The organism is Pantoea sp. (genome assembly GCF_039594315.1).
In the GTDB taxonomy this organism is placed as follows: Bacteria; Pseudomonadota; Gammaproteobacteria; order Enterobacterales; family Enterobacteriaceae; genus Pantoea.
Map to the genome: position 1 here is coordinate 13,367 of NZ_JBCNNP010000022.1, position 23,909 is coordinate 37,275.

The 23,909-nt window shown below is 52.8% G+C and carries 29 protein-coding genes; 15 read left to right on the forward strand and 14 right to left on the reverse strand.

The window, feature by feature from the left end; translation table 11 throughout:
- The first annotated feature begins 58 nt into the window (after positions 1-58).
- A complete protein-coding gene (locus tag ABDW13_RS13955) occupies positions 59-793 on the forward strand; it encodes a flagellar regulator YcgR PilZN domain-containing protein (RefSeq protein ID WP_343553160.1) in 735 nt (244 codons plus the stop codon).
- A gap of 123 nt (positions 794-916) precedes the next feature.
- Here the strand turns inward: ABDW13_RS13955 and ABDW13_RS13960 are convergent, their stop codons facing one another.
- The 7 genes from ABDW13_RS13960 to ABDW13_RS13990 form a co-directional block, all read right to left on the reverse strand.
- Positions 917-2,404 carry an FGGY-family carbohydrate kinase gene (locus tag ABDW13_RS13960; protein WP_343553161.1) on the reverse strand — a complete coding sequence of 496 codons (1,488 nt, stop codon included), beginning with the start codon at positions 2,402-2,404 and terminating at the stop codon, positions 917-919.
- Between the two features lie 2 nt (positions 2,405-2,406).
- The gene (locus ABDW13_RS13965; protein ID WP_343553162.1) at positions 2,407-3,351 is read right to left on the reverse strand and encodes a transketolase C-terminal domain-containing protein; all 945 of its coding nucleotides are present in this window, start codon (positions 3,349-3,351) and stop codon (positions 2,407-2,409) included.
- A complete protein-coding gene (locus tag ABDW13_RS13970; RefSeq protein WP_343553163.1) occupies positions 3,344-4,174 on the reverse strand; it encodes a transketolase in 831 nt (276 codons plus the stop codon). The genes ABDW13_RS13965 and ABDW13_RS13970 overlap by 8 nt, the downstream gene beginning before the upstream one ends.
- A gap of 88 nt (positions 4,175-4,262) precedes the next feature.
- On the reverse strand, positions 4,263-5,360 hold the full coding sequence (locus ABDW13_RS13975; RefSeq protein WP_343553164.1) for an ABC transporter permease: 1,098 nt from the start codon (positions 5,358-5,360) through the stop codon (positions 4,263-4,265).
- A gap of 1 nt (position 5,361) precedes the next feature.
- Entirely contained in the window at positions 5,362-6,876 is a 1,515-nt protein-coding gene (locus ABDW13_RS13980; protein WP_343553165.1) for a sugar ABC transporter ATP-binding protein, read from the reverse strand.
- The gene (locus ABDW13_RS13985) at positions 6,876-7,475 is read right to left on the reverse strand and encodes a DUF2291 family protein (RefSeq protein ID WP_343553210.1); all 600 of its coding nucleotides are present in this window, start codon (positions 7,473-7,475) and stop codon (positions 6,876-6,878) included. The genes ABDW13_RS13980 and ABDW13_RS13985 overlap by 1 nt, the downstream gene beginning before the upstream one ends.
- 25 nt (positions 7,476-7,500) lie before the next feature.
- The gene (locus tag ABDW13_RS13990; protein ID WP_343553166.1) at positions 7,501-8,442 is read right to left on the reverse strand and encodes a D-ribose ABC transporter substrate-binding protein; all 942 of its coding nucleotides are present in this window, start codon (positions 8,440-8,442) and stop codon (positions 7,501-7,503) included.
- A gap of 183 nt (positions 8,443-8,625) precedes the next feature.
- Between ABDW13_RS13990 and ABDW13_RS13995 the strand changes: the two genes are divergently transcribed.
- Complete coding sequence (locus ABDW13_RS13995; protein ID WP_343553167.1) at positions 8,626-9,570, forward strand: sugar-binding transcriptional regulator; 945 nt, start codon at positions 8,626-8,628, stop codon at positions 9,568-9,570.
- A gap of 72 nt (positions 9,571-9,642) precedes the next feature.
- On the opposite strand, the gene emtA is transcribed toward ABDW13_RS13995, so the two are convergent.
- Positions 9,643-10,272: a membrane-bound lytic murein transglycosylase EmtA gene (gene emtA / locus ABDW13_RS14000; protein WP_343553168.1), complete on the reverse strand. Its 630-nt coding sequence runs from the start codon at positions 10,270-10,272 to the stop codon at positions 9,643-9,645.
- Between the two features lie 163 nt (positions 10,273-10,435).
- On the opposite strand from emtA, the gene ldcA reads away from it, so the two are divergent.
- Positions 10,436-11,359 (forward strand): muramoyltetrapeptide carboxypeptidase, encoded by a 924-nt coding sequence (gene ldcA, locus ABDW13_RS14005; RefSeq protein WP_343553169.1) that lies wholly within the window; start codon positions 10,436-10,438, stop codon positions 11,357-11,359.
- A 23-nt stretch (positions 11,360-11,382) separates the two neighbouring features.
- Positions 11,383-12,051: an MBL fold metallo-hydrolase gene (locus ABDW13_RS14010; RefSeq protein ID WP_343553170.1), complete on the forward strand. Its 669-nt coding sequence runs from the start codon at positions 11,383-11,385 to the stop codon at positions 12,049-12,051.
- A gap of 54 nt (positions 12,052-12,105) precedes the next feature.
- Here the strand turns inward: ABDW13_RS14010 and ABDW13_RS14015 are convergent, their stop codons facing one another.
- On the reverse strand, positions 12,106-12,327 hold the full coding sequence (locus ABDW13_RS14015; protein WP_343553171.1) for a YgdI/YgdR family lipoprotein: 222 nt from the start codon (positions 12,325-12,327) through the stop codon (positions 12,106-12,108).
- A gap of 137 nt (positions 12,328-12,464) precedes the next feature.
- On the reverse strand, positions 12,465-12,644 hold the full coding sequence (locus tag ABDW13_RS14020) for a hypothetical protein (protein ID WP_343553172.1): 180 nt from the start codon (positions 12,642-12,644) through the stop codon (positions 12,465-12,467).
- Between the two features lie 199 nt (positions 12,645-12,843).
- Here ABDW13_RS14020 and ABDW13_RS14025 point away from each other — a divergent pair, with 199 nt between their 5' ends.
- Together ABDW13_RS14025 and ABDW13_RS14030 are read left to right on the forward strand one after the other, a co-directional pair.
- Positions 12,844-13,173, forward strand: coding sequence for a hypothetical protein (locus ABDW13_RS14025; RefSeq protein WP_343553173.1), 330 nt, complete (start codon positions 12,844-12,846; stop codon positions 13,171-13,173).
- A gap of 61 nt (positions 13,174-13,234) precedes the next feature.
- On the forward strand, positions 13,235-13,786 hold the full coding sequence (locus tag ABDW13_RS14030; RefSeq protein ID WP_343553174.1) for a hypothetical protein: 552 nt from the start codon (positions 13,235-13,237) through the stop codon (positions 13,784-13,786).
- 5 nt (positions 13,787-13,791) lie between these two features.
- On the opposite strand, the gene ABDW13_RS14035 is transcribed toward ABDW13_RS14030, so the two are convergent.
- Complete coding sequence (locus ABDW13_RS14035) at positions 13,792-13,998, reverse strand: DUF2767 family protein (protein WP_343553175.1); 207 nt, start codon at positions 13,996-13,998, stop codon at positions 13,792-13,794.
- A gap of 183 nt (positions 13,999-14,181) precedes the next feature.
- Between ABDW13_RS14035 and ABDW13_RS14040 the strand changes: the two genes are divergently transcribed.
- Positions 14,182-14,430 carry a CsbD family protein gene (locus ABDW13_RS14040; RefSeq protein WP_343553176.1) on the forward strand — a complete coding sequence of 83 codons (249 nt, stop codon included), beginning with the start codon at positions 14,182-14,184 and terminating at the stop codon, positions 14,428-14,430.
- Between the two features lie 32 nt (positions 14,431-14,462).
- Here ABDW13_RS14040 and ABDW13_RS14045 read toward each other — a convergent pair whose 3' ends face one another.
- Together ABDW13_RS14045 and ABDW13_RS14050 are read right to left on the reverse strand one after the other, a co-directional pair.
- Positions 14,463-14,660, reverse strand: coding sequence for a hypothetical protein (locus ABDW13_RS14045; protein ID WP_343553177.1), 198 nt, complete (start codon positions 14,658-14,660; stop codon positions 14,463-14,465).
- A 101-nt stretch (positions 14,661-14,761) separates the two neighbouring features.
- Complete coding sequence (locus ABDW13_RS14050) at positions 14,762-14,959, reverse strand: DUF6404 family protein (RefSeq protein ID WP_343553211.1); 198 nt, start codon at positions 14,957-14,959, stop codon at positions 14,762-14,764.
- A gap of 226 nt (positions 14,960-15,185) precedes the next feature.
- Here ABDW13_RS14050 and ABDW13_RS14055 point away from each other — a divergent pair, with 226 nt between their 5' ends.
- The 4 genes from ABDW13_RS14055 to ABDW13_RS14070 all read left to right on the forward strand — a co-directional run bounded on the left by ABDW13_RS14055 (position 15,186) and on the right by ABDW13_RS14070 (position 19,449).
- Positions 15,186-16,442, forward strand: a complete 1,257-nt coding sequence (locus ABDW13_RS14055) for a mechanosensitive ion channel domain-containing protein (RefSeq protein WP_343553178.1) — start codon at positions 15,186-15,188, stop codon at positions 16,440-16,442.
- Between the two features lie 213 nt (positions 16,443-16,655).
- Positions 16,656-17,015: a GtrA family protein gene (locus ABDW13_RS14060; RefSeq protein ID WP_343553212.1), complete on the forward strand. Its 360-nt coding sequence runs from the start codon at positions 16,656-16,658 to the stop codon at positions 17,013-17,015.
- A complete protein-coding gene (locus tag ABDW13_RS14065) occupies positions 17,012-17,935 on the forward strand; it encodes a glycosyltransferase family 2 protein (protein WP_343553179.1) in 924 nt (307 codons plus the stop codon). Before ABDW13_RS14060 ends, ABDW13_RS14065 begins: the two co-directional genes overlap by 4 nt.
- The gene (locus tag ABDW13_RS14070) at positions 17,932-19,449 is read left to right on the forward strand and encodes a hypothetical protein (protein WP_343553180.1); all 1,518 of its coding nucleotides are present in this window, start codon (positions 17,932-17,934) and stop codon (positions 19,447-19,449) included. Before ABDW13_RS14065 ends, ABDW13_RS14070 begins: the two co-directional genes overlap by 4 nt.
- A 67-nt stretch (positions 19,450-19,516) precedes the next feature.
- Here the strand turns inward: ABDW13_RS14070 and icd are convergent, their stop codons facing one another.
- The gene (gene icd / locus ABDW13_RS14075) at positions 19,517-20,767 is read right to left on the reverse strand and encodes an NADP-dependent isocitrate dehydrogenase (protein ID WP_343553181.1); all 1,251 of its coding nucleotides are present in this window, start codon (positions 20,765-20,767) and stop codon (positions 19,517-19,519) included.
- Between the two features lie 110 nt (positions 20,768-20,877).
- Between icd and rluE the strand changes: the two genes are divergently transcribed.
- Genes rluE through hflD form a run of 4 tightly spaced genes read left to right on the forward strand, consistent with a single transcriptional unit; the run spans position 20,878 to position 23,874 of the window.
- The gene (gene rluE, locus ABDW13_RS14080; protein ID WP_343553182.1) at positions 20,878-21,537 is read left to right on the forward strand and encodes a 23S rRNA pseudouridine(2457) synthase RluE; all 660 of its coding nucleotides are present in this window, start codon (positions 20,878-20,880) and stop codon (positions 21,535-21,537) included.
- Between the two features lie 30 nt (positions 21,538-21,567).
- Positions 21,568-22,041 (forward strand): NUDIX hydrolase, encoded by a 474-nt coding sequence (locus ABDW13_RS14085; RefSeq protein WP_343553183.1) that lies wholly within the window; start codon positions 21,568-21,570, stop codon positions 22,039-22,041.
- Positions 22,042-22,083: 42 nt separating this feature from the next.
- Complete coding sequence (gene mnmA / locus ABDW13_RS14090; RefSeq protein ID WP_343553184.1) at positions 22,084-23,196, forward strand: tRNA 2-thiouridine(34) synthase MnmA; 1,113 nt, start codon at positions 22,084-22,086, stop codon at positions 23,194-23,196.
- Between the two features lie 36 nt (positions 23,197-23,232).
- Positions 23,233-23,874, forward strand: a complete 642-nt coding sequence (gene hflD / locus ABDW13_RS14095; protein ID WP_343553185.1) for a high frequency lysogenization protein HflD — start codon at positions 23,233-23,235, stop codon at positions 23,872-23,874.
- Positions 23,875-23,909 lie beyond the last annotated feature (35 nt).

Sequence of the window (23,909 nt, forward strand, 5' to 3'; positions counted from 1 at the left end):
TAATTGACGGATAACATTGGCAGTCGTGAATTTAACACTCGGATAAGTGGAGTAGGACGTGGGAGAAGCCGATAAAGAACAGTACCTCAAGCGCGGCACCTTAGCGGTTTTGGGCGTAATGAAAGATCTGTTGCGTTTTCAAACTCCGCTGATGGTGAATTTTTCGCGCGGCCAGTTTATCAGCCGTTTGTTGGCGTGTGATGAAGATCAGGTGATCTTCGATCTCGGCAGCAACGCGCAGGATAACGATTTAGCGCTGCAAGGCGGTGAAGTGAATATCGCCGCCGAAACCCACGGGGCAAAAGTCGAATTCGGTCTGGAAGGGTTAACCCGCGTCGAATTCGAAGGATTGCCGGCGTTTGCCGCCTCGCTGCCGCAACTGTTATGGCAGATTCAGCGTCGCGAATTCTTCCGCGTCAATGCGCCGATTGATCCGGTATTTTATTGCCACAGCCAATGGCCCGATGGCAGCACCGCGCGCTTTCGCTTGCAGGATTTGTCGTTGGGTGGCGTCGGCGTACTACTCGACGAGGCATTGCCAGAAGGCCTGAATCGCGGCGATACCTTTAAAAAGCTGCGTGTGGATTTGGCCGAGTACGGTCATTTTGAAGTGACGGCGCAATTGCTGCACATTGGTGAACGTACCGTGGTTACCAGCAAGAGCGAAACCCGCGTCACGCCGCGTCTTAGCTTCCGCTTTACTGCCATCGAGCCGATTCAGGAACGCCAGTTGCAGCAGGTGATTTTTGCCCTGGAGCGTTTGGCGCGCGATAAGGCGAACCGTTTTCAGTAAAAATCTTTGGCGCCGCACATTTCGTAGCGGCGCAATTTATTGCGCAATTTTGCAGCAATGGTAGGGCAAAAGAGCGCGATAAATCGCGCCGCTACGATACGTGCGCGATGGATGTTGAGCAAATTAATGCGGTTGATAGCGGCAACGCGCTACCGCGTCCAGCCAGCCGTGATAATTGTCCTGCATGCTGTTAGCCAGATTCTCACGCGGCATAATCACACTGCCGCCCTGCAATGCCTGCATTTCACTGCCCTGCTGCCACCAACCTAACTGACGACCGGCCAACAGCGCTGCCCCTAACGCGGAGACTTCCGGCGTCGGCACGCGTTTTAACGGCCGCTGCAACACATCGGCTTGCAACTGCATTAACCAGGCATTTTCGGTGGCGCTGCCATCCACGCACAACGCAGGCAGTTGCACGCCGCTGGCCTGTTCCATAGCAAAAAACACGTCGGCGATTTGGAAAGTGATCGATTCCAATGCCACGCGCGCCAGCACCTCGGGCGTGGCCGCATCAGTCAGACCGCATACCATGCCGCGTGCTTTGAGATCCCACCATGGCGCGCCTAAACCCGAAAGCGCTGGCACAAAATAGATGCCCTGATTGTGTTCGCTGCGCTGCGCCATGGCGGTCAATTCGCGGGGATCGCTGATGCCCAACATGCGCCCTAACCACGCCGCGCCGGAACCGGTGTGGGTGATGTTGCCTTCAAAAGCAAAGCGCAGTGTGCCGTCATGCCACGCCACGGTGGTGCTGAGGCCATTTTCGGTCAGCAACGGCGTCGCCATCGACATCATCAGTGACGATCCGGTGCCGTAAGTGGCTTTCACCACCTCTTCGCTGCCGCTGCGTTGTGCTTGCAACGCGGCGTGCGAATCGCCAATACGCGCCATAATCGGCGTGCCGGGCGCTAAACCGGGAATATCATTTAATGCCACCACGCCCTGCGTGCTGGCCGAAGGCACAATCTGTGGCAGCGCCGCACGCGGGATGTGAAACAGCGTCAGCAGTTCGTCGTCCCAGTCGCCGCTATGCAGATTGTAGAGTTGCGTGCGTGCAGCGTTGGCGTGATCGGTCACAAAACTTTCGCCGCCGCTTAATTGCCAACTCAGCCAGCAATCCACCGTGCCAATGCACAGCTCTCCCGCCTGGGCGCGCGCCATACCATTCGGCAGTGAGGCCAGCATGCCGGTGAGTTTGGCCGCCGGGAACATCGGGTCAACCGCCAAGCCGGTTAAACCAGTAATGCGCGGCGCTTTGCCCGCTATACGCAAATCACGGCAAAACGCTTCCGAACGCCGATCCTGCCAGCTCACCAACGGCGTCAGCGGCTGGCCGTTAAGGCGTTGCCAGATCAGCACCGATTCGCGCTGATTACTGATCGCCACCGCGGCAACCTGCGCGCCGTCGCACTGCGCCAAACAGCTGCTCACCGCCTGCTTTACCGCCTGCCAGATCGCCAGCGGATCTTGCTCTGCCAGGCCGGGCTGCGGATGCGCTAAGGTCAGCGGCTGGCTGCCGCGCGCCACCACATTGCCATCACGATCCACCGCAATCGCCTTGGCGTTGGTGGTCCCTTCATCAATCGCCAGTATCAACGAACCTGCCATATTTACGCTCCTGCACAGATGCGTACTGCACTCTTCACCACGCTGGCCGCATCAATCCCATGACGGGCGCGCGTTGAGGCACGATCGCCGGCAATGGCGTATTCACCATCCGCAATACCCAAACGCAACAGCGGAATACCACAGCCGCCTTCCGCCAGCACTTCTGCCACCAGGCTGCCGACGCCGCCGTTGACGTTATGTTCTTCCACGGTAATCACCGCCGGATAATGATTTAACAGCTCTTGCAGCCGTTGGGTATCACAAGGTCGAATCGATGGAATGCTGATCACACCTGCTGTGATTCCTTGTTCATGCAGTTGCTCGGCGGCGTGAACGGCCTCGTGAACCGTTGAGCCCATCGCCACCAGCACAATGTCGCTGCCTTCACGCAGCACATCAATCTGGCCAGGACGGAATTGGTAGCTTTCATCGTGCAGCTGCGGCAGATCTTTGCCGTCCAGACGGATATACACCGGGCCAACATGATCCAGCGCGTAATCAATGATTTGACGGCACTCCAGCGGGCAAGACGGCGCATAGATTTCGATGTTGCCGAAACCGCGCATCACCGAAATATCGTCGATGCTGTGATGGGTACTGGCGAGCGGGCCATAGCTGGCACCAGCATTCAGACCAAACAGTTTGACGTTGGTGTTGTTGTAGCAAACATCGACTTTCACCTGTTCGTTGGCGCGGGAAATCAGGAACGGCGCGGCGTTACAGGTGACCGCCACTTTGCCGCCAATCGCCAGGCCAGCCGCGGTGCCGACCAGCGTTTGTTCGGCAATGCCGACGTTGATCAAGCGATCGGGGAACGCTTTGATGAACGGGGCGATTTTGGCGGTGGACGTGGAATCCGCCACTACCGGCACCAGATCGATGCCACGATTAACCGCATCGATAAAAGCTTCCACCATCACCGTTGCCAGGTGTTTTGCATTACTCATCTTTCAACTCCTCCAGTGCCAATTCGATTTCTTCCCCTTTCGGCACGCGGTGATGCCACTCTGGTTTACCCTGAATAAAGGAGATGCCGAAGCCTTTTTCGGTGTGCGCCACAATCACCTGCGGTTTGCCATTACGCGGTAGGCTTTCAATCGCTTCAACCACCGATGCCATGTCGTTGCCGTTGCATTCGCTGACTTCCAAACCAAAGGCGCGCCATTTTTCCGGCAGCGGATCGGTGTTCATGATGTCGCGCGTGTGGCCCGCCAGTTGCAGCTTGTTCTTGTCGTTGATGATCACCAGGTTATCGAGGCCGTAATGCGCTGCCACCAGCGCTGCTTCCCAGTTGCTGCCTTCCGCCAATTCGCCGTCGCCGGTCACGACGAAAATGCGGCGATTGCTGTTATCTTTTTTCGCAGCCAAAGCGATGCCGACCGCCACCGGCAAACCGTGTCCCAGCGCGCCGGTATTCAGTTCTACGCCCGGCGTTTTCTGGCGCACCGGATGGCCCGGCAGATGCGAATCTGAATGCTGATAGGTCGGCAACCAGTCGGTGGGGAAATAACCCGCTTCCGCCAACACGCAGTAATAACCGCCCACCGCATGACCTTTGGACTGGATATAGATGTCACGCTGCGGATCGTTGGTGCGATCGGGCGCGCAATTCAGGATGCGGAAATAGAGCGCGGTGAGGATCTCCACCTGCGACAGATCGGCGCCGGTATGTCCGCCCGCCGGGCTGCCGGCGTTTAGCTGGATAATGCGGCGGCGTACGGCGCGCGCTTTGGCGGCCAGATCCGCCACCGAGTATTTGAAAGGATTCATAGACACCTCTGAATTTTAAAGCACTAATGAATATTTATTCACGCTTGAGAAAAAAAGGTGCAGACAATCAGCGCCTGCACCCAACCGATTAACTTTTTGCTGTGTCTTCAATCAGCGCTTTCTGCGCCACTACCGCCGCTTTTTGCTGCATGCGGCTTTGCATTTGGTCGATGATCACCGCCACGATAATCACGATGCCTTTGATCACCATTTGCCAGAATTCGCTGACGCCCATCATGATCAAACCGTCAGCAAGGAAACCGATAACAAAGGCACCAATCAATGTGCCGAGAATGGTGCCGCGTCCACCGGCCAGCGAAGTACCGCCCAGCACCACCGCCGCAATCGCGTTCATTTCAAATGAAGTGCCGTTAGCCGGATGGCTCGCCACCAATTGCGAAGAGACCACGATGCCAGCAATCGCCGCGCAGAAACCGGAGATGGCGTACACCCAGATTTTCACTGACTTCACTTTCACGCCGGAGAGTTCCGCCGCACGTTCGTTGTCACCAATCGCATATACCTGACGACCAAACGGCAGGCGACGCGCGACGTAGGCAATCACCAGTGCCAGCACCACCATCATCCAGATCGCCCACGGCAAACCGAGGAAATAACCGGCACCAATTTTGTCGAAACCGGTATTGCCGAGCAGTTCGTTGCCCTGTAAGCCGGGGAACGTTTCACCGCCGGAGGTCAGCATTGCCGTGCCGCGCAAGATATACATGGTGCCAAGCGTGCAGATGAACGGTGCGACGTTATAGCGGGTGATGATCCAGCCGTTGACCGCACCAATCAGCCCGCCAATCAGTAACACCACGGGCACAATCACCCACACGCTGGGGAAGATGGCGATGCCAAACATCGGCAGCACAATGCCTTTGGTGATCAGCCAACCGGCGATCATGCCGCACAGACCGAGCGTAGCGCCGATCGACAGATCGATACCGGCGGTAATGATGACAAAGGTGATGCCGAGCGCGAGGAAAGCGTTAATGGCGATGTGTTTCACCATGATCACCATGCTGCCGACCGCGAGGAAATCCGGCACCGTGATGGCAAAGAAGCCGACAATCAGGAACAGCGCAATAAAGGTGCGCAGTTTTAACAGCAACAGAATCAGGCTTTCGCGCGAGTTAAAGGCTTTACCTGGCGTTGCGAGCGCGAGTGCGCCGTGATTTTTCATATCAGAACCCTTGTGCGCTTGCTTTAACCAGCGCTGCCTCTTCCGCTTCCGCGCGCGGGAGATCAGCCGTCAATTTGCCGCCGGACATCACGATGATGCGATCGGCAACCGCCATGATTTCTTTTAAATCCGAGGTGGAGAACACCACCGCAATCCCCTGCTCCGACAGCTTCACCATCATGCGGAACACTTCGCCTTTCGCGCCCACGTCGATGCCACGGCTCGGCTCATCCAGCAGCAGCAAACGCGGATTGGTCAGCAACGAACGGCCAATCACCACTTTTTGCTGATTGCCGCCGCTCAAGGCGCTGATGGCAACGTCTGGTGACGAGATTTTGATCGCCAGATTGCCCACCGTGCTCGCCACCACTTCGCGTTCGGCCTGTTCGGAGATCACCGTGCGATGGGAAAGACGCCGCCACAAACTGGCGATGGTGAGATTGCTCGCCACCGAAGAGATAGGAAAAATGCCAGAACGTTTGCGATCTTCCGGCACCAAACTCATGCCCATACGGATGCGTTCCGCAGTCGGCAGACGCGTCGGCAGTGGTTTGCTGTCGAGCCACAGCTTGCCGAGATAGTTACGTTGGCTACCCAGCAAACACTCAAACAGTTCAGTGCGCCCCGCGCCCATCAAACCGTAAATGCCGACAATTTCACCGGATCGCACCTGGAAACTGACATCATCCACCAGCGTGTTACCGTTGGGGCTAACGCACGTGATGTGCTCGGCTTCCAGAATTGGCGCACCAAACTGGCGATTTGGCGGCAGGAAAGTGCTGATCGGCTCGCTGCCGAGCATTTCCCGCACGATCCACGGCACATCGATGTCGCTGACCTTGGCTTCGGCCTGAAAACGCCCGTCGCGCAGGATGGTGATCACATCGCCAATCGCCATCAACTCTTCCAGCCGATGCGAGATGTAGATGATAGAAACGTTCTGCCGTGTCAGTTCACGAATCACCCGGAACAGAATCTCCACTTCGGTTTTGCTTAATGCCGAAGTCGGTTCATCAAGGATCAAAATGTCAGCATCCTCGGCCAGCGCTTTAGCAATCTCCACTAGCTGTTGCTGACCTACTTTTAAGTTGCCGACTTTTTCATCCGGTGAAATCGGTTGATCGAGGCGCTGCATCAACGCCGCAGTGCGACGTTTCTGTTCTGCCTCATTGATCGGACGGATACCGCTTTGGATCTCACGACCGAGGAAAATGTTTTCCGCGACGCTGAGGTTTTCAAACAGATTCAGTTCCTGATGCACCATGCCAATGCCGTGGCGTGCGGCGTCACGCGTGCTGCTAAAGGCGACTTTCTGCCCATTCAGGAACATTTCGCCGCTGGTTGGTTGCTGCACGCCCGCCAGAATCTTCATCAACGTCGATTTGCCCGCGCCATTTTCGCCGATGATGACGTTGACCTTGCCGCGCCACACACGATAATCCACGCGATCCAGCGCTAAAGTGCCGGGAAACAACATCGACATCTGATTGGCTTGCAAGATAATGTCGTCGCTCATCATGGTTTCCCCTGCTGTAGCTGAATGGCCACCACGTCATCCACCGTGCCTGCGCCCATGCTCACCGCTAACAGCGCGCTGACCGGTTTGCCGACCCAACTGGCATCCACCGCAGGCAACTGTTTCACCGCATGACGGTTCAACGCTTTGGTCAGCTGCGCGTACTGCACCTGATTGGTGAACTCTTCAAAGCGGAAACCGGCAGCATCACGAATCGCATTACCGCGCAGTACCGGACCGATCAGCACTTTCACCGGTTTGCCGTTGATAGTGACGGTCAACGTGCGTTCACGATCGTTACTGTTATCAAATGCCGTTACCGTGCCCGACGCGCGGACAAACACGCTTTCGCTGCCGCCCGCTTTGACCGTGTGGCTTTTGGTTTCCATATCGGCCCAACTCAGCGCTTTCTGCTCTGCCGGTTGTTGCACGCGGCTAGACCAACTGGCTTCGGCGATCTGTTGCGGCGTTTGGTTGCTGTAACTCGGTTTCGCATTAGGATCTTTCGGCATGATGGGATTGCCGTTGGCATCGAGATCCACCACGGTGCAGGCGGCTAACAGCAACGTCAGCAGCGCGATACTCAGTTTGCCCGCCATTTTCCCCTTCATGCCGACCTCCATGTTATTGCGCCAGCTTGAAGGTTTTCAGCTTCGCCGCGTTGCTGTCGTCAATCAGCACGCAATCCATCAGCTGCTTCTCTTCTTTCTGCGCTTTGCCGTTTTTCAGGTAGTAATCAACCTGTTCAACTGCCATCTGCGCCTGATCCCAACCCGGCTGCAATACCGTGGCTTTGATGTTGCCTTTATTGATGATGGAGTCGCGGGTGTAATCGCTGCCGTCGAAGCCGACCACAATCACGTTGGTTTTACCGGCCGCTTTTAGCGCCGCTTCCGCACCCAGCGCCATGGTGTCGTTACCGGAGATCACACCGACGATGTTGGGATTTTTTTGCAGGATGGTTTCCATGCGGCTGAAGGCTTCGGTCTGGCTCCAGTTGGCACTTTGCTGCGCCACCATTTTCAGATCGGGATAATCATCCAATACATCGTGATAGCCCTGCGAACGCACGCCAGCGTTGGTATCCGACTCTTTGCCCAGCAGCTCAACGTAATCCCCTTTGCCGTTCAGCAGCTTGGCAAACTTCTCAGCCCCCAATTGCGCGCCTTGATAGTTGTTAGAAACGATCTGCGCCACGGCGATGCCGGTTTTGTTGATTTCACGGTCAATCAGGAACGTGGGAATGCCGGCATCTTTGGCTTTCTGCACCGGTCCTACCGTGGCGTCGGCACCGGCGTTATCGAGGATGATGGCTTTGGCTTTACGCGCAATCGCGGTTTCGATCAGTTGGTTTTGCTTGTTCACGTCATCGTCGTGCGAAGCCACCAGCGTGGTGTAGCCGAGCGCTTTGGCCTTTTCCTGCGCACCATCGGCTTCTGCTTTAAAGAAGGGGTTGTCGTGCGATGGCGTGATGATCGCCAGCAAGCCTTTATCCGCCGCCATTGAGGCAGCCGACATCATCATGATTGAAGCCAGTAGGGTGACTTTGAGGACAGATGCTTTCATTTATTTTCTCCGCTTGAATATATATTCAATTGCGATTTTATATGCATAATGACTATGCGCTGGCTTTTCGAGCACGTCCAATGCCCGATCCCGAAAAAGCGAAAACGATCACAAAATGTTCTGCGTTGTTATTTATGACCGGCTGATTAACAATACCAGGCAGGTTAAGAGAGAGAAAAAACCATGGCAAAACAGGATGAACAGCGGCTGATGGTGAAAATCGCCACGCTTTATTATGTGGAAGGCAGGAAGCAATCCGACATTGCCCAGTTGCTGAAATTGTCGCAATCCTTTGTCTCGCGCATTCTCAATCGCAGCGTGAAAGAAGGTGTGGTGAAGATCAGCGTGGTGCCGCCCGCCAATGTGTTTCCTGAACTGGAAAAAGCCATTGAGCAGACGTATAACCTGCCACAAGTGATTGTGGTGGATGTGCCAGAACAGGCTTCTGCGCTGCAAATTAAGCAATCCATTGGTTCTGCGGCGGCGCACTATCTGGAAACCCGCTTGCGTGCCGATGAGCTGATCGGCATCTCCTCGTGGAGCGGCACCATCCGCGCGATGGTCGATGCGCTGCATCCGCTGAGCGCGCCGTGCAAAGGCGTAATTCAACTGCTGGGCGGCGTCGGCGCTAACGGCAACGTGCAGGCGACGATTCTGACGCAAAATCTGGCGGCGCTGCTGGATTGCCCGGCGTGGCTGCTGCCGTCGCAGTCGATTGAACATTCAGTGCAGGATCGTCAGCGTTTATCGGTTAATCCGGATGTGGCGGTGGTACTGGAGAAATTTGATCAGGTGGATTTGGCGATTGTAGGCATCGGCGATCTCGAGCCATCTGCCCTGCTGCGCAATTCCGGCAACTATTACGACGGCGAGTTGCTACGCATGCTGGCGGAGCGTGGCGCGGTGGGCGATATTTGCCTGCACTACTTTGATGCCGATGGGCAGCCGGTGCTGAGCGCGGCGGAAGATCCGGTGATTGGTATGGAGCTGGCGCAGGTGAAACGTTGTCCGCAGGTGGTGGCGTTAGCCGGAGGCGTAGAAAAAGCGCAGGCGATTCGTGGGGCGTTACGCGGCGGCTATGTGCAGGTGTTGATTGTCGATTATCCGACGGCGAGATTGTTGGTGTAGCGGCGCAATTCATTGCGCTCAGTTGACCTTTTAAAGTCAACTGAGCGCGATAAATCGCGCCGCTACGGAATATCAGCCAATGGTGCGGTATGCGGTGGTGACTTTCCACAAGTAGCGTGGAGCTTGTGCCGCAGGATGTTTGTTCTGTACGTGTTGATAAAACTCATCTGGCGACATGGCGTTAATCATCGCAATGGCGCGATCGCGATCGCGTGAGAAGGTGCGCAGCAACGCGCCTGCGCCGTTGGCATACGACACAATGGTGGCGTAACGCAGCGTCAATGGATCGCGAATACCGGCTAACGCGGAATCTTGCAGAATCTTCAGATAGGCGGCGCCAATATCAATGTTTCTTGCCGGATCGCGCAACTCTGATGAACTTGGCTGACCATGCCGGCCCTGCGTGCGATAGACTTCGCGCCCCGCGGTTGACGCCTTAATCTGCATCAATCCTACCGCATTAGAACGGCTCACCACGGTAGGATTGCCCCCGGATTCGACACTAATAATGGCGCTGATTAACTTCTCATCAACGCCATAATGACTGGCGGCATCTTCGGTAAACATTGACCATGCATCATTCACTTTCGACGGCGGTGCCTGGGTTAATGGCGTATTTTTCTCGGGCATTACCGGTTTTTCTGGCTCGCTGGAACAACCAGCAAGCACCAGTGCAGACAGCATAAGTAGTCGAATTTTCACTGATTTTTGGTTCCGCAATAGGATTGGCGCAAGCTATCATACCTGGCGCAGCGCAATGCAAAATTACCGTTTATCCTAAATCGGTAAAAAACCTTGTGCAGTCGTGACATCAATAACGCATTTCGTCATCATCGGCAGGCCAATTTTTAGCAGGATGGAAGGTATGGTTACTCCTCGCACGCTACGTCTGATCGCCCCTTCGGGCTATTGTCACAATCAAGATGCCGCCCAACGCGCGGTGCACCGTTTACAGGCTGAAGGCCATCATCTGCAGAATCTCTCCGCGATTGAGCGTCGTTTTCAACGCTTTGCCGGTGACGATGCGCAGCGGCTGGATGATGTAAATGGCTTGGCCGCGCTGGAATCGCTGCCCGATATCGTGCTGGCGGTGCGTGGCGGTTACGGTGCTTCGCGTTTGCTCGATAAGATCGATTACATCGGCTTGCAACGCGCGTTGCTCAATCAACCGCTGGCATTGTGCGGTCACAGCGATTTCACCGCCATTCAGCTAGCCTTGCTGGCGCAAATTGGCCTCACCACCTTTAGCGGTCCGATGTTAGCGGGGAATTTTGGTGCAGAGACATTATCTGAATTTACCTACTCTCACTTTTGGCAGGCGCTAACTTCACCTACAGTCAAGGTAGGTTGGCCGAGTGCCAGCCCAGATCAAGGCCGCTGGCAAGGTACGTTGTGGGGCGGCAATCTGGCGATGATTTGCTCGCTGATTGGCACGCCGTGGATGCCACAGATCGAAGGCGGGATTCTGGTGATCGAGGATGTGAATGAACATCCGTTCCGCATCGAACGGATGCTGATTCAACTGCAGCAAAGTGGCATTTTGTCGCGCCAGCAGGCGATCATCACCGGTAGCTTTACCAGCACCTCGCTGACGGATTACGACAATGGTTTTGATTTTTCCACCGTTTGGCAGCGTATCCGTGATGAATGGCAGATTCCTGTCATCAGCGATTTGGCATTTGGTCACGGTGTCGATACCGTGACGTTGCCGCTCGGTGCCAGCAGCACCTTGCAGATTGAGAACGGAGAAGCACAGCTCGCCTTCACCGGCCATCCGACTTTGCGCTAACGTTTTGCCGCAGGAGACCGCCAATGAAGCCACTGTATGACGATTTGTGGATCTCCACGCCAGAATTCCCCGCCGAAGAAACGGCGAGTGATTTAATGATGCATGGGTTTATGCTGCGCCATCCGCGCGGCAACTTGCTGATTGGTCGCGTGGAGCATCCGCTCGATCATGAATTTCTCGACGATGCCGGTGGCATTATCCGTCACTATTTTACCCATTGGCATGAAGCTGCACCGGGCGCGCTGGCGATTCAGCAGCGTTTTAATAGCGCGCTTTATTGCCACAGCCGTTCGCTGGGGCCGGTGAGTTTGATTATCGAACCCGACGAAACCTTTACGCAGCAAGAGACGCATTTTGGCGATTTTCATCTGCTCCCCACACCGGGGCACACGCCTGGCAGCAGCAGCTTTTTGTATCACTCACCGCTCGGCCAAACCTACCTGTTTGTCGGCGATACCCTTACCCGTGATTACAATCGCTGGATTAGCGTGCTGATGCCGGAAAGCAATACCACGGAGTTGCAGCAATCGCTGGAACTGTATCGTTCGTTGCGGCCGGATGTGGTGTTGATGAGCACCACGCGCGGTCATTTGTCGTGGGCGAAGGTGAATTTGCAAAGTTGGCTGGCGGCGATTGATGAAGCCGAGCAGTCACCGCTAGATCTGCGGCAACGACAATTAATACCGAAATGAAATGCAGTCGGCCCGCTTAGTGCGGGCCGAAACGTCAAAGACAGACATCTAAAATCAGTTAATTGAGTTCATATCTTTGATCTGATTGCGATTGATCTGCTGTTCCTTACCATCAATATCTTTGTAAGTAATCATGCCGGTATCGTCATCAACCTTCGGTTTACCTTGGACCACAATGGTTTGGCCATCGGTGGTATGTAAGACGTGATCGGATGCGCAACCTGCCAGCAGTAGGCCAAGGCTAAAAGTTCCAACTAACAATAATGTCTTTTTCATCTCATCCTCCTTTTGGATTCACTGACAGGTTTAGCACATCTGACCAGAAAGGAAACCAGGAGAAATATTAATGCGAGAGGACATTGCTGCTGGGTATCGACCTCAGCAGCAATGTTTTAGACGGTGGGACGCGGGAATTACTCAGCGGCCACTTGCGCGGCGATAAGCATCAATGCCAAGCCAGCCTCTTCGCTGGAGTATCCCTGCATCACTTCCTGGATGGCCGCTACACAGTTCATGACCTGCTGTTTTTTGTCGGCTTCTAATTTATCGATCGCGTGCTGAAGAATCATTAAACTCGCTTCTTCTTCTTTCATTAATATGCCCTTGTTTTGCTTACCTGGTGCGCAACGCTGGCAAGAATACCGTTTATCTGCTACTAAAGTCACCCCTTTACATTCCTTCCGCTTAACGATTATACAAATGACAAATGGGAAGCGGCGTCAGACCTGCTATGATCCAATTATCAGTACGCATTGGCGTGCCATTGCAAACCAGGGAATGAGGCAGGTACTCATGTGGCGAATTACGGTTGTACTCACCTTTTTACTTTTGGCTGGCTGTAGTTCTGCGCCAAAGGGTGTCGATTGTCCCGGCGAAGTCTCGACCATTTATGGTCAGTCGATGGGCAATACGCAGGCGCGTATTTTTGATTTGGTGAGCGCATTTGCCGTCACGCGTGATGGCGTGAAAGTGGAGAGTGGCCCTTTGCACTCCACCGATCGCTTCCAATATGTGCCATCGGCGATCACCGCTGAAGGATTCTACGCACAACGTCTGTCGGACAAACAGTTCCGCCTGATTAATCCTTATCAGAACACCATGATTACCTGGACGTGCCCTTAAGCCGTGCGTCGCGGCGCGAGATGGTTTATTGTCAGGCAATCTCACGCTGCGGACCTGCATGATGGAAAAGAGTCTGGATAATAACGGCTATATCGATTTCCCCTTCCCTGCGACAACCAATGCCGATGGTTCTATCAATCCCTGTGGCTTTGATCTGACGCTGGAAACCGATCGCATTGATGAGATCGCCGTGGTTAAACATTCCGAAAATTTGCGCCGCTTGCTGGAAGAAGTGAATTTGCAGGACGGTTTGTTCATGACGCTGGCTTGCGATTGGCAGCAGCGAGACGATGGTGTATGCGGTTTTATCGATGTGGCGTTTCGCCCTTCACTCGCCAATATCAGCAGCGAAGAGACGCAGAGTTTGGATCAGGCGTTTGAGATGTACCTCAGCCGTCAGGAAAAGCAACACAACATGCAAAGCGGCACCTTGATCAACTATGCCCGCGCGGTGCTGGATTGGGGCTGGTCGCCGCTGCACCAGCGCCACATTCGTTATGAGAAAGTCACCGTGCGCTATTACTGCCAGCAAGCGGATGATGCCGAATGGTGTTTTGATCATCTGCGCCACTTTTTGGTCAGCTGGTATCCGGCCTTTCGCGGCAATCCGTAACTCGCCTACGGCCTGACCAGGCGGATGGCGTGTTCCAGCATGCGCTGTTCGTCGCGTTCATCATGCGCACGTTGATGGCGTGTGCGCTGCAATAGCTCGGTGATCTCCGCCCTTTTGGTTTCATGACCACATTCCGTCAGCACAATTACCGCATCGCCGATCACCCGGCACACTTCGTCATAATCATCTTCACTTAATACATCGCGTTTCATGACTCCTCCCGTTGGTAATGAACCGCCTGGCATGGGTGCAAAATGCATTTGACCACTTTTCAGTCTGGACAGGATTTTTGCTCCCTGCAAACTGCTGTTACATCCTTTGCTGCTGCGTGATTTGCTGACGGCAGTTTCTCTGACTACGCTATGTAATACATTCATCACGATCAGGGAGTTAACATGAGCGATAAAGCGGAAGCAAAATTGAATGAAGCAGCCGGTGCCGTTCAGGAAAAATTTGGTGAGGTGACGGGTTCACGCCGCCAGCAAGCAAAAGGTGCCGCGCGCCGTTATCCGGCTCAGGCCAGTTATGCCGTCCAGGATGCAGCAGATTGTGTGGTGAAATCAGTGCGGGATAACCCCGTTTCCGGCCTCGCTGTTGCCGCGAGCGTCGGCGTGATTATTGGGTTCCTATTGGGACGCAAATAATCCAGCAAAAAGGGGCCACACTGGCCCCATTTTTATTGGTGATAACCGACATCGTCAGTGCGTTCCTTAATATGCTCATCTGGCGTTTCTGCCACATCCACCGTATTATTCCCTTCCTGCAAATGCCGCCCCTGATGCGTTGGCAGAGTGATTGAACTCTCAGGTAATTGCGCACAGGCACCAAACGACAGCAGCAGAAAAAACCACGCAGCAATATTCGTCTTTCCCATCGTTCACATTCCAGCAAGCTGATTTAAGTTGGCTCAGATTGCCCGAACGAGTGCAAATTAGCGTCAGCGTCCCGCAAAGCTGTGTGGGCAGTTGTGAACAATCAAACCTGTGAACGCCGCGCTTTGTAACGCGCTACCATCGTCATTAAAGCCTGATATATCAGCCCCGCGTATAAGCTCATCACCATCACCATGCCGAACTCTTTGCCCTGCGCCTTCCAGGAAACAAACCACATGAAGATGCCCCACAACAAGGAAAACAGCAGCCAGCCTTTAACGAACTTGATTACACCTTGCATATCACCTCCTGAAACTGAAGCGCTGAAGATAGCGGTTTGCGGCGCATTAAACACCGCTGTCAGTGCATAAATGCTAAGTGATTCAAAATTCCGTGCAATGGATTGTAAATATAAATTCAGCGCCAACAAAACACCGCTCAAAACGAGTAATTGCGCACCCATCGCATACCATCCACGACCAATTTATGGTTGAATTCCCGCTAACTTGGTCCGGCATGTGGTTGAAATGAATTACTTGAGTACGATTCAAAATTTTATTGAAGGCAATACGGTGTTGTCTGCCGGTTTTAGCCTGATATTGCTGATGATCGCGGGCATGTTTGCTCACCTGATCTGCAAATTCTTTGTGGTGAAAGTGGTGAGAAAAGTGTTCTTCAGCACGCATAAGAATCAGGTGCCGCTGGATAAAGACGTGCGACTGTCGGAAAAGCTCTCCAACTTTATTCCGGTTATCACCGTCTATTATCTGCTGCAATTTATGCCGGACTTGCCCGAGCATCTATTGATTGCGATAAAAACCATTTGCGGCATTCTGTTTTTCGTCTATTTGTCGCTGTTCTTTACCGAAGTGCTGGAGATCGTCAACAACTCGTACTCGAAAAAAGCCAAGCGGAAGAACCACTCGATCAAAGGATATATTCAGGTCGGCAAAATTCTGGTGCATATTATTTCAGCGATTATGATTCTGGCCATTATGTCGAATAAATCGCCGGTGATTATTATCTCCAGTTTGGGTGCGGTCGCGGCGGTATTAATGTTGGTATTCCAGCATACGCTGATGTCGCTGGTGGCGAATATTCAGGTGTCATCCAATGACGTGCTGCAACTCGGCGATTGGATTGAAATGCCGGATAACGGCATCAGCGGCGAAGTGATCGATATCGCGCTGCACACCATCACCATTCGCAACTGGGACAATACGCTGTCGCGCATCCCCACCAAAAACTTCCTTACCGAGACCTACACCAACTGGCAAGCGATGTTCTCTTCCGGCGCACGCCGCATTATGCGCAGCTTCCATCTCGATCAGATGTCGATACGTTTCCTTGATCACGAAATGGTGCAGCAAATGAGCCAGATTCGCGGTGTCAACGAGCAGCTTTCCGCGCTGATGGATGGCCGCGATACCAATGCAGTCGGCGAGCGTTGGTTCGCCGAAAACGGCATCACAAATCTCACGGTGTTTCGTAAATATCTCACGGCGTGGTTGTCGCAGCGTGACGATATCAAGAAAGATATGTACATCGTGGTACGTGCGATGAAGCCGTCGCCAGAAGGCTTGCCGGTGGAAGTGTACTGCTTTACGTCTTCGGTATTGTGGGTGGATTACGAGAACTCGCAGTCGGCGATATTCGAGTACATCTACGCGATTGTTGGCCAATTTTCGCTGCGCATGTACCAACATCCCGGCGGCAGTGATTTTTGGCGTCTGTCGCAACCACGTGAAACTTCCGTCAGCCAGGCTGATTCTTCACAAGGCTGACCCCAATCAATGCGTTTAAAACAGGAACTTTTGCTTCCTGTTTTGCGCTTTGTCCTGCAGTGATAAGGTTTTTTCTCCAGGTTCGTTCTGATACCATTTCTGGCAATTTGGCTATTGCCGTTTATCATTTCATTTATTTTGAGAAGTATTTGTTGCGTGCTAGTTGCGCCGAACATAATCATCTTTTCGCCAGGATAACACTGCCTTTTCATGATACTTAAACTGTTCGCGCGATATTCCTCGATTGGTGTCATCAACACGTTGTTGCATTGGGCGGTTTTTGCTCTGCTTTATGCATTGGGTTCAAGCCAGTCCATTGCCAACGTTGCTGCTTTTTGTCTCGCCGTGACTTTTTCTTTTTATGCCAATGCACGCTGGACATTTAATAGTGAGGCGACTGGTAAACGTTATTCTCTGTATGTCATTTTTATGGGTGCGGTCGCGCTGGGAATTGGCCATCTAGCTGATCGAATCGTCCTCAACCCACTGATCACCTTGATAACCTTTTCGCTAGTCAGTTTAATCGCTGGCTTTATCTACTCACATTTCATTGTTTTCAGGATTAAAAAGTGAAAATTTCTCTTGTCGTTCCCGTCTTCAATGAACAAGACGCGATTCCCATTTTTTATCGTGCAGTGAAAGAAAAACTTAGCGACTATGAAATCGAAATTCTGTTCGTCAATGATGGTAGTCGTGATGCGAGCGAACGCGTGATCAACGCGCTAGCTGATGCCGATCCTACAGTGAAAGCACTGAATTTTGTGCGTAACTTCGGTAAGGAACCGGCATTGCTGGCCGGGCTTGAACACGCAACGGGTGATGCGGTGGTACCGATTGACGTTGATTTGCAGGATCCGATTGAAGTGATCCCGGCGTTAATCAGTAAATGGCAAGAAGGCTGGCCGGTAGTGCTGGCAAAACGTACGGATCGTAGCAGCGACACCAATTTCAAACGTAAGAGTGCCGAATGGTTTTATCGACTGCACAATAAAATCAGTTCCCCAAAAATTGAGGAAAACGTTGGCGATTTCCGCTTATTGTCCCGTGAAACTGTCGAGAATATTAAACAGTTGCAAGAACGGAATCTGTTTATGAAAGGCCTTCTGAGTTGGGTCGAGGGCGAAGCTGCCATTGTGGAATATTCTCGTTCAGAACGTATAACCGGTGAAAGTAAATTCAATGGCTGGAGATTATGGAATCTGGCGCTGGAAGGACTGACCAGCTTTTCGACTTTCCCACTGCGTGTCTGGAGTTATATTGGTTTTAGCGTAGCGTTATTCTCGCTTCTATACGGCTTGTGGATGACGATTGATAAATTGATATGGGGAAATCCAGTACCCGGTTACTCATCCATATTGGTATCGATTCTGTTTCTGGGTGGCGTGCAATTAATTGGCATCGGTGTATTAGGTGAATATATCGGCCGCATTTATGTCGAGACCAAAAGAAGACCTCGTTATTTAGTTAAAAATTCAAAAGGATTTAAGAAATGATAGCTTCACAATTGACGAACCGGCTAATGTGGTTGTTCGTTATAATAGTTACCTTTGCGGCTTCGTGGTTTTTAACTTTCCGTTATTTCCCTTTTGAGCCAGATGTTGCTAACAGCCCGTTAGTGTGGCGCGCTTTTCTGGATGAAGGCTTTTCGGTATTGCGCGACTGGAAGCCAACACCCGATAACTGGTACTTCACCGTTTATCCCATCAACTTTTTATTTTATACCCTTTTTTCCAGTGATGACCGTTTCGTCCTGACGCTCTCCACGCTATTTTTTGTATTTCTGACACCCTTAATTGTGGCCGCAATCACCCAGTCAACGCAGCGCAAAATTACCGCCTTCATTGCTCCGATGTTGATCGTCTTGCTGCCTGCCTATTGCTACATTTATGGTTTTATCGCCCACCCGTTTTCCCACTATTCCACCAACTTTTATGGCGTGGTTATCTTTGCTCTGAGCTTTTATAACCTGAAAAAAAAATCAACCGCAATAACCGCCTTATATAGCCTACTTTCTCTGCTAACGGCGGTGTCCGATCCGTGGTTTTCAGCGACCTGGTTCCTGCCATTATTACTGGTTCATGGCTACTTTAGTTGGCAGAACATCATCAGTAAAAAGACCACCATTATTTATCTACTGACGTTTATCTTCACCATGATTCAGGCGGTGCCGCGCTGGTTGCATATTCCAGTGCAGCATTTCAAACTCGTTCCGATGGATCAATGGTTGGGTAATGCTGAGTGGGCAGTGCATATTCTTGGCCGTAGCTTGAATTTGTTCTTCATTGATAATGATATTGCGTATTTCACGTCGTTAGCGATTTGGGTAGCGGTATTTTTGCGCGCAGCAGTGGTTTGCTGGCAACTGGGAGAGAAGGCACGTTTTATCGCCCTGTTCTCATTCCTGAGTATCGCGGCGATTATTACCTCCTTCGTTATTGGCTATGACATGGCATCTGAAGGAAGCGCGCGATTTTTCCTGAATGTTTTCTGCTGTCTGGTCATGGTTGTCACATTATATTTGGGTGCTAAAAAGAATGTTGTCCTCAGTGGCATTCTGGCGCTGTTTGTCGCCTCATCTTGCTATTCTTATACGCAAAATCCTGGCCCGTACGCCGATGATGAGGCGCAAACCCGTGCGTATATCACCTTCCTTAATCAAAACAACCTAAGTTTTGGCTATGGTGACTTCTGGAAGTGGTCAAATAACGTTAACTGGCTTTCGGAGAATAAAATCCACATTACGCCAGTAATATGGGAAGACGATTATAAAATTATGTTCTCTAGTTCTCGCGGGCAAACGATGCGTTCGTGGCTGGAAACAGAGTTTGTTGCGCGATCTCCAGAGCGGCAATTTGTGGCTATTCCGGCTATTGCAACTAATGATGATAGCGGCGACGCCAACCGTCGTCTGGAGGCGATACGCCAGCAATTTGGCACACCAGATGAAGTACTAACCTTCTCTGGTATGACGATTTTTGTTTATAACCATCGTCTGCCAATTAATTAAAGCTGATTCTTACGCATAAAAAACGGGAGCCATTGGCTCCCGTTATGCATTCTGCCGTAACAGCAAATTACATGTTGTTGATGATCGCGTCACCAAACTCTGAACATTTCAGCAGTTTAGCGCCATCCATCAGACGTTCGAAATCGTAGGTCACGGTTTTGTTAGCGATAGCGCCTTCAACACCTTTCACGATCAGGTCAGCCGCTTCAAACCACTCCAGGTGACGCAGCATCATTTCTGCTGACAGAATCACTGAACCTGGGTTCACTTTATCCTGACCGGCATACTTAGGTGCAGTACCGTGAGTCGCTTCGAACAGTGCGCATTCGTCACCGATGTTCGCGCCCGGTGCGATACCGATACCGCCAACCTGTGCCGCAAGGGCATCAGAGATGTAGTCACCGTTCAGGTTCATACACGCGATAACGTCGTATTCAGCTGGACGCAGCAAAATCTGCTGCAGGAAGGCATCCGCGATCACGTCTTTAACGATGATCTCTTTACCGGTGTTCGGATTCTTGAACTTCATCCACGGGCCGCCATCGATCAGCTCGCCGCCGAACTCTTCTTTCACCAACTGGTATCCCCAGTCTTTGAAAGAGCCTTCGGTGAACTTCATGATGTTGCCTTTGTGAACCAGGGTCAGAGAATCACGATCATTGGTGATGGTGTATTCAACCGCTGCACGCACCAGACGCTTAGTACCCTCTTCCGAGCAAGGCTTAACGCCGATACCGCACTGCTCAGGGAAGCGAATTTTCTTCACGCCCATCTCTTCGCGCAGGAACTTGATCACTTTGTCGGCTTCTGGCGTACCCGCTTTCCACTCGATACCGGCATAGATATCTTCTGAGTTTTCGCGGAAGATCACCATATCGGTATCTTCTGGACGCTTAACCGGGCTTGGCGTGCCTTTGTAGTAGCGAACCGGACGCAGACATACGTACAGATCCAGCTCCTGACGCAGTGCAACGTTCAGAGAACGAATACCGCCGCCAACTGGCGTAGTCAGTGGGCCTTTGATGGCAACGCGATATTCTTTGATTAAATCGAGGGTTTCTTGCGGCAGCCAGACGTCCTGGCCGTAAAGTTCTACTGATTTCTCACCAGTATAAATTTCCATCCAGGAAATTTTACGCTCGCCGTTGTAGGCTTTCTTCACAGCGGCATCAACCACTTTCAACATTACCGGGGAAACATCAACACCGATACCGTCACCTTCAATGTAAGGAATAATCGGGTTATTCGGAACTGTAAGTTTTCCCTGAGCCAGGGTGATTTTTTGACCTTCCGCCGGAACAACTACTTTGCTTTCCATCAACCTCTCCTTCGAGCGATTTTTTGTTAATGATTTGTAAGATGCGGGTCAATACTACTTGATAATTTCCGCTACGCCAATCACCGTAGTTTCGCGCTATAATGCGCCGAATGTTTCCGACTGCAAAGCCCATGCGAAAAACTTCTCAACGAATTCACCAGGATAAGCGTGCAAACGCCACGGTGCGTAAGCCTGTGCGCCGCGATACCCGACCTAAAGGTCCCAGACGCGTCATACTCTTTAACAAACCTTTCGATGTTTTACCGCAATTCAGTGATGAGGCCGGACGCCGTACTTTGAAGGATTTCGTGCCGGTAACCGACGTCTATGCCGCAGGACGCCTCGATCGTGACAGCGAAGGGTTGATGATTTTGACCAATGACGGCGCGCTGCAAGCGCAGTTAACGCAGCCCGGCAAACGCACCGGAAAAATCTATTTTGTGCAGGTGGAAGGCGCACCGCAGGAATCAGATTTATCCCTGCTGCGCAACGGCGTGACGCTCAACGACGGTCCCACGTTGCCCGCAGGTGTTGAGTTAATGCCTGAACCCGAGTGGTTGTGGCCGCGTCAGCCGCCCATCCGCGAGCGCAAAGCGATCCCCACAAGTTGGTTGAAAATCACCTTGTACGAAGGGCGTAATCGCCAGGTACGCCGCATGACCGCGCACATCGGTTTTCCTACGCTGCGCTTGATTCGTTTCGCTATGGGCGAGCATCAATTGGGCGATTTAGCGCCAGGCGAATGGCGCGATATCAGCGCGGCCGTTTAATAACTTTTAGTTAACAATTTCGGAGGAAGGATGTTTAAACCTCATGTAACGGTCGCTTGCATTGTGCAGGCTGAGGGTGAATTGCTGGTGGTGGAAGAGCGCGTACACGGTCGCATTACCTGGAATCAACCCGCCGGACATCTTGAAGCCAACGAAACCATTATTGAAGCCGCGCAACGTGAGCTGTTCGAAGAAACCGGCATTGATGCGCAACCCGAATATTTCCTTGGCGTGCAGCAGTGGATTGCGCCGGACGATACACCTTTTGTGCGTTTCCTGTTTGGCCTCGATCTGACCAAAAAACTGGCAACCTCGCCGCACGATCGCGACATTGATTGCTGCTGGTGGCTGCCGCCAGAGCAGATTCTCACGGCCAATCGCCTGCGTTCGCCGCTAGTCGCTGAAAGCGTGCGATTGTGGCAACAAGGTGAACGCTATCCGCTGCATCTGGTCGCGCCGTTCCAATGGCCGTTTCACGAGGGTGCGCGCCCCGCTTCTGCATGATAGAATGCGCCGCCTGTTTTTATCGTAATTTAAGAGTGCGTCATGTCTGACAACAGCCAGAAAAAAGTGATCGTCGGAATGTCCGGCGGCGTCGATTCTTCCGTTTCCGCCTGGTTACTGCAACAGCAGGGCTACCAGGTTGAAGGCCTGTTCATGAAGAACTGGGAGGAAGACGATGGCGAGGAGTATTGCACCGCCGCCGATGATCTGGCTGACGCACAAGCCGTGTGTGACAAACTCGGCATTAAGCTGCACAAAATCAACTTCGCCGCTGAGTACTGGGATAACGTGTTCGAGCATTTCCTCGAAGAGTACAAAGCCGGCCGCACGCCGAATCCCGATATCCTGTGCAACAAAGAGATCAAGTTCAAAGCCTTCCTCGAATTCGCGGCAGACGATCTCGGCGCAGATTACATCGCCACCGGCCACTATGTGCGCCGCCAGGACGTTGACGGTCAAAGCCGCCTGCTGCGCGGCCTCGACGGCAATAAAGACCAGAGCTACTTCCTCTACACGCTCAGCCACCAGCAGATTGCACAAAGTCTGTTCCCGGTTGGCGAGTTGGAAAAACCCGAAGTGCGTCGCATCGCCGAAGAACTCGATCTGATCACCGCCAAGAAAAAAGACTCCACTGGCATCTGCTTTATCGGTGAGCGCAAATTCCGCGACTTCCTGGGCCGCTACCTGCCAGCTCAGCCAGGCGAGATTGAAACCGTTGACGGCGAAATTGTCGGTGAACATCAGGGTTTGATGTACCACACGCTGGGTCAACGTAAAGGTTTGGGCATCGGCGGACGCAAAGAGAGCAATGACGATCCGTGGTATGTGGTGGACAAAGATGTGGCGCGCAATCGCCTGATTGTGGCGCAAGGCGGCGAACATCCGCGTTTGATGTCAGTTGGCCTGATTGCACAACAACTGCATTGGGTGGATCGCCAGCCGATCACCGCGCCGCTGCGCTGCACGGTGAAAACCCGTTATCGCCAAACCGACATTCCTTGCGAGATTATTCCGCATGGCGATGATCGTATCGAAGTGCGTTTTGACGAGCCAGTTGCAGCCGTCACGCCAGGCCAATCCGCGGTATTTTATCTTGGCGATGTCTGCCTCGGCGGTGGCATTATTGAACAACGCCTGCCTCTGGCAGAAGCCTAAGGTCGGCGCTGCCCGACGCGATGACAGGAGTTAAGCGTGGCTAAGAACTATTATGAGATTACGCTGGCGCTGGCTGGAGTTTGCCAGGCCGCACATGTGGTACAGCAACTGGCGCATCAAGGGCACTGCAACAACGACGCATTGAACGTGTCGCTGCGCAGTTTGCTCGATCTCAATCCAGGTTCGACGCTGGCAGTATATGGCAATGATGAAGCCAATCTGCGTCTGGGATTAGAAACCTTGATGGCGGTGCTCAACAGCAGTAACCGTCAAGGTGCCAGTGCGGAACTGACGCGTTACACCCTCAGCATGATGGTGCTGGAGCGTAAACTGCACGGCAATAAAACCGCGATGAATACGCTGGCGCAACGCATCAGCCAACTCGATCGCCAGTTGGCGCATTATGAGCTGGAATCCGACACCATCATCAGCGCGATGGCCGGCATTTATGTGGATGTGATTAGCCCGCTGGGGCCGCGTATTCAGGTCACCGGTTCGCCGCAGGTGCTACAAAATTCACAAGTGCAGAGTAAAGTGCGCGCCGCCCTGCTGGCCGGCATTCGCTCTGCGGTGTTATGGCAGCAAGTTGGCGGTGGCCGCTTGCAGCTGATGTTCTCGCGCCAGCGTTTGCTGGGCGAAGCCAAAACCCTTTTATCCCGCCTGGGCCCGGCGTACTAAGCGCCGCCCCGGCATAATTGTTAAACGATTCAGGA

Bases quoted from the DNA above. Each gene is read 5' to 3' on its own strand.
- rluE (WP_343553182.1), top strand. From the start codon at position 20,878: ATGTTTCCGACTGCAAAGCCCATGCGAAAAACTTCTCAACGAATTCAC.
- ABDW13_RS14020 (WP_343553172.1), bottom strand. From the start codon at position 12,644: ATGAAAGAAGAAGAAGCGAGTTTAATGATTCTTCAGCACGCGATCGAT.
- ABDW13_RS13985 (WP_343553210.1), bottom strand. From the start codon at position 7,475: ATGGCGGGCAAACTGAGTATCGCGCTGCTGACGTTGCTGTTAGCCGCC.
- ABDW13_RS14025 (WP_343553173.1), top strand. From the start codon at position 12,844: ATGTGGCGAATTACGGTTGTACTCACCTTTTTACTTTTGGCTGGCTGT.
- ABDW13_RS14055 (WP_343553178.1), top strand. From the start codon at position 15,186: ATGAATTACTTGAGTACGATTCAAAATTTTATTGAAGGCAATACGGTG.
- ABDW13_RS14040 (WP_343553176.1), top strand. From the start codon at position 14,182: ATGAGCGATAAAGCGGAAGCAAAATTGAATGAAGCAGCCGGTGCCGTT.
- ABDW13_RS13975 (WP_343553164.1), bottom strand. From the start codon at position 5,360: ATGAAAAATCACGGCGCACTCGCGCTCGCAACGCCAGGTAAAGCCTTT.
- ABDW13_RS14050 (WP_343553211.1), bottom strand. From the start codon at position 14,959: ATGCAAGGTGTAATCAAGTTCGTTAAAGGCTGGCTGCTGTTTTCCTTG.
- ABDW13_RS13990 (WP_343553166.1), bottom strand. From the start codon at position 8,442: ATGAAAGCATCTGTCCTCAAAGTCACCCTACTGGCTTCAATCATGATG.
- mnmA (WP_343553184.1), top strand. From the start codon at position 22,084: ATGTCTGACAACAGCCAGAAAAAAGTGATCGTCGGAATGTCCGGCGGC.
- ABDW13_RS13970 (WP_343553163.1), bottom strand. From the start codon at position 4,174: ATGAATCCTTTCAAATACTCGGTGGCGGATCTGGCCGCCAAAGCGCGC.
- ABDW13_RS14030 (WP_343553174.1), top strand. From the start codon at position 13,235: ATGGAAAAGAGTCTGGATAATAACGGCTATATCGATTTCCCCTTCCCT.
- ABDW13_RS14085 (WP_343553183.1), top strand. From the start codon at position 21,568: ATGTTTAAACCTCATGTAACGGTCGCTTGCATTGTGCAGGCTGAGGGT.
- ABDW13_RS14015 (WP_343553171.1), bottom strand. From the start codon at position 12,327: ATGAAAAAGACATTATTGTTAGTTGGAACTTTTAGCCTTGGCCTACTG.
- ABDW13_RS14070 (WP_343553180.1), top strand. From the start codon at position 17,932: ATGATAGCTTCACAATTGACGAACCGGCTAATGTGGTTGTTCGTTATA.
- ABDW13_RS14035 (WP_343553175.1), bottom strand. From the start codon at position 13,998: ATGAAACGCGATGTATTAAGTGAAGATGATTATGACGAAGTGTGCCGG.
- ABDW13_RS14010 (WP_343553170.1), top strand. From the start codon at position 11,383: ATGAAGCCACTGTATGACGATTTGTGGATCTCCACGCCAGAATTCCCC.
- ABDW13_RS13995 (WP_343553167.1), top strand. From the start codon at position 8,626: ATGGCAAAACAGGATGAACAGCGGCTGATGGTGAAAATCGCCACGCTT.
- ABDW13_RS14045 (WP_343553177.1), bottom strand. From the start codon at position 14,660: ATGGGAAAGACGAATATTGCTGCGTGGTTTTTTCTGCTGCTGTCGTTT.
- ABDW13_RS13965 (WP_343553162.1), bottom strand. From the start codon at position 3,351: ATGAGTAATGCAAAACACCTGGCAACGGTGATGGTGGAAGCTTTTATC.
- icd (WP_343553181.1), bottom strand. From the start codon at position 20,767: ATGGAAAGCAAAGTAGTTGTTCCGGCGGAAGGTCAAAAAATCACCCTG.
- ABDW13_RS13960 (WP_343553161.1), bottom strand. From the start codon at position 2,404: ATGGCAGGTTCGTTGATACTGGCGATTGATGAAGGGACCACCAACGCC.
- ABDW13_RS13980 (WP_343553165.1), bottom strand. From the start codon at position 6,876: ATGAGCGACGACATTATCTTGCAAGCCAATCAGATGTCGATGTTGTTT.
- ldcA (WP_343553169.1), top strand. From the start codon at position 10,436: ATGGTTACTCCTCGCACGCTACGTCTGATCGCCCCTTCGGGCTATTGT.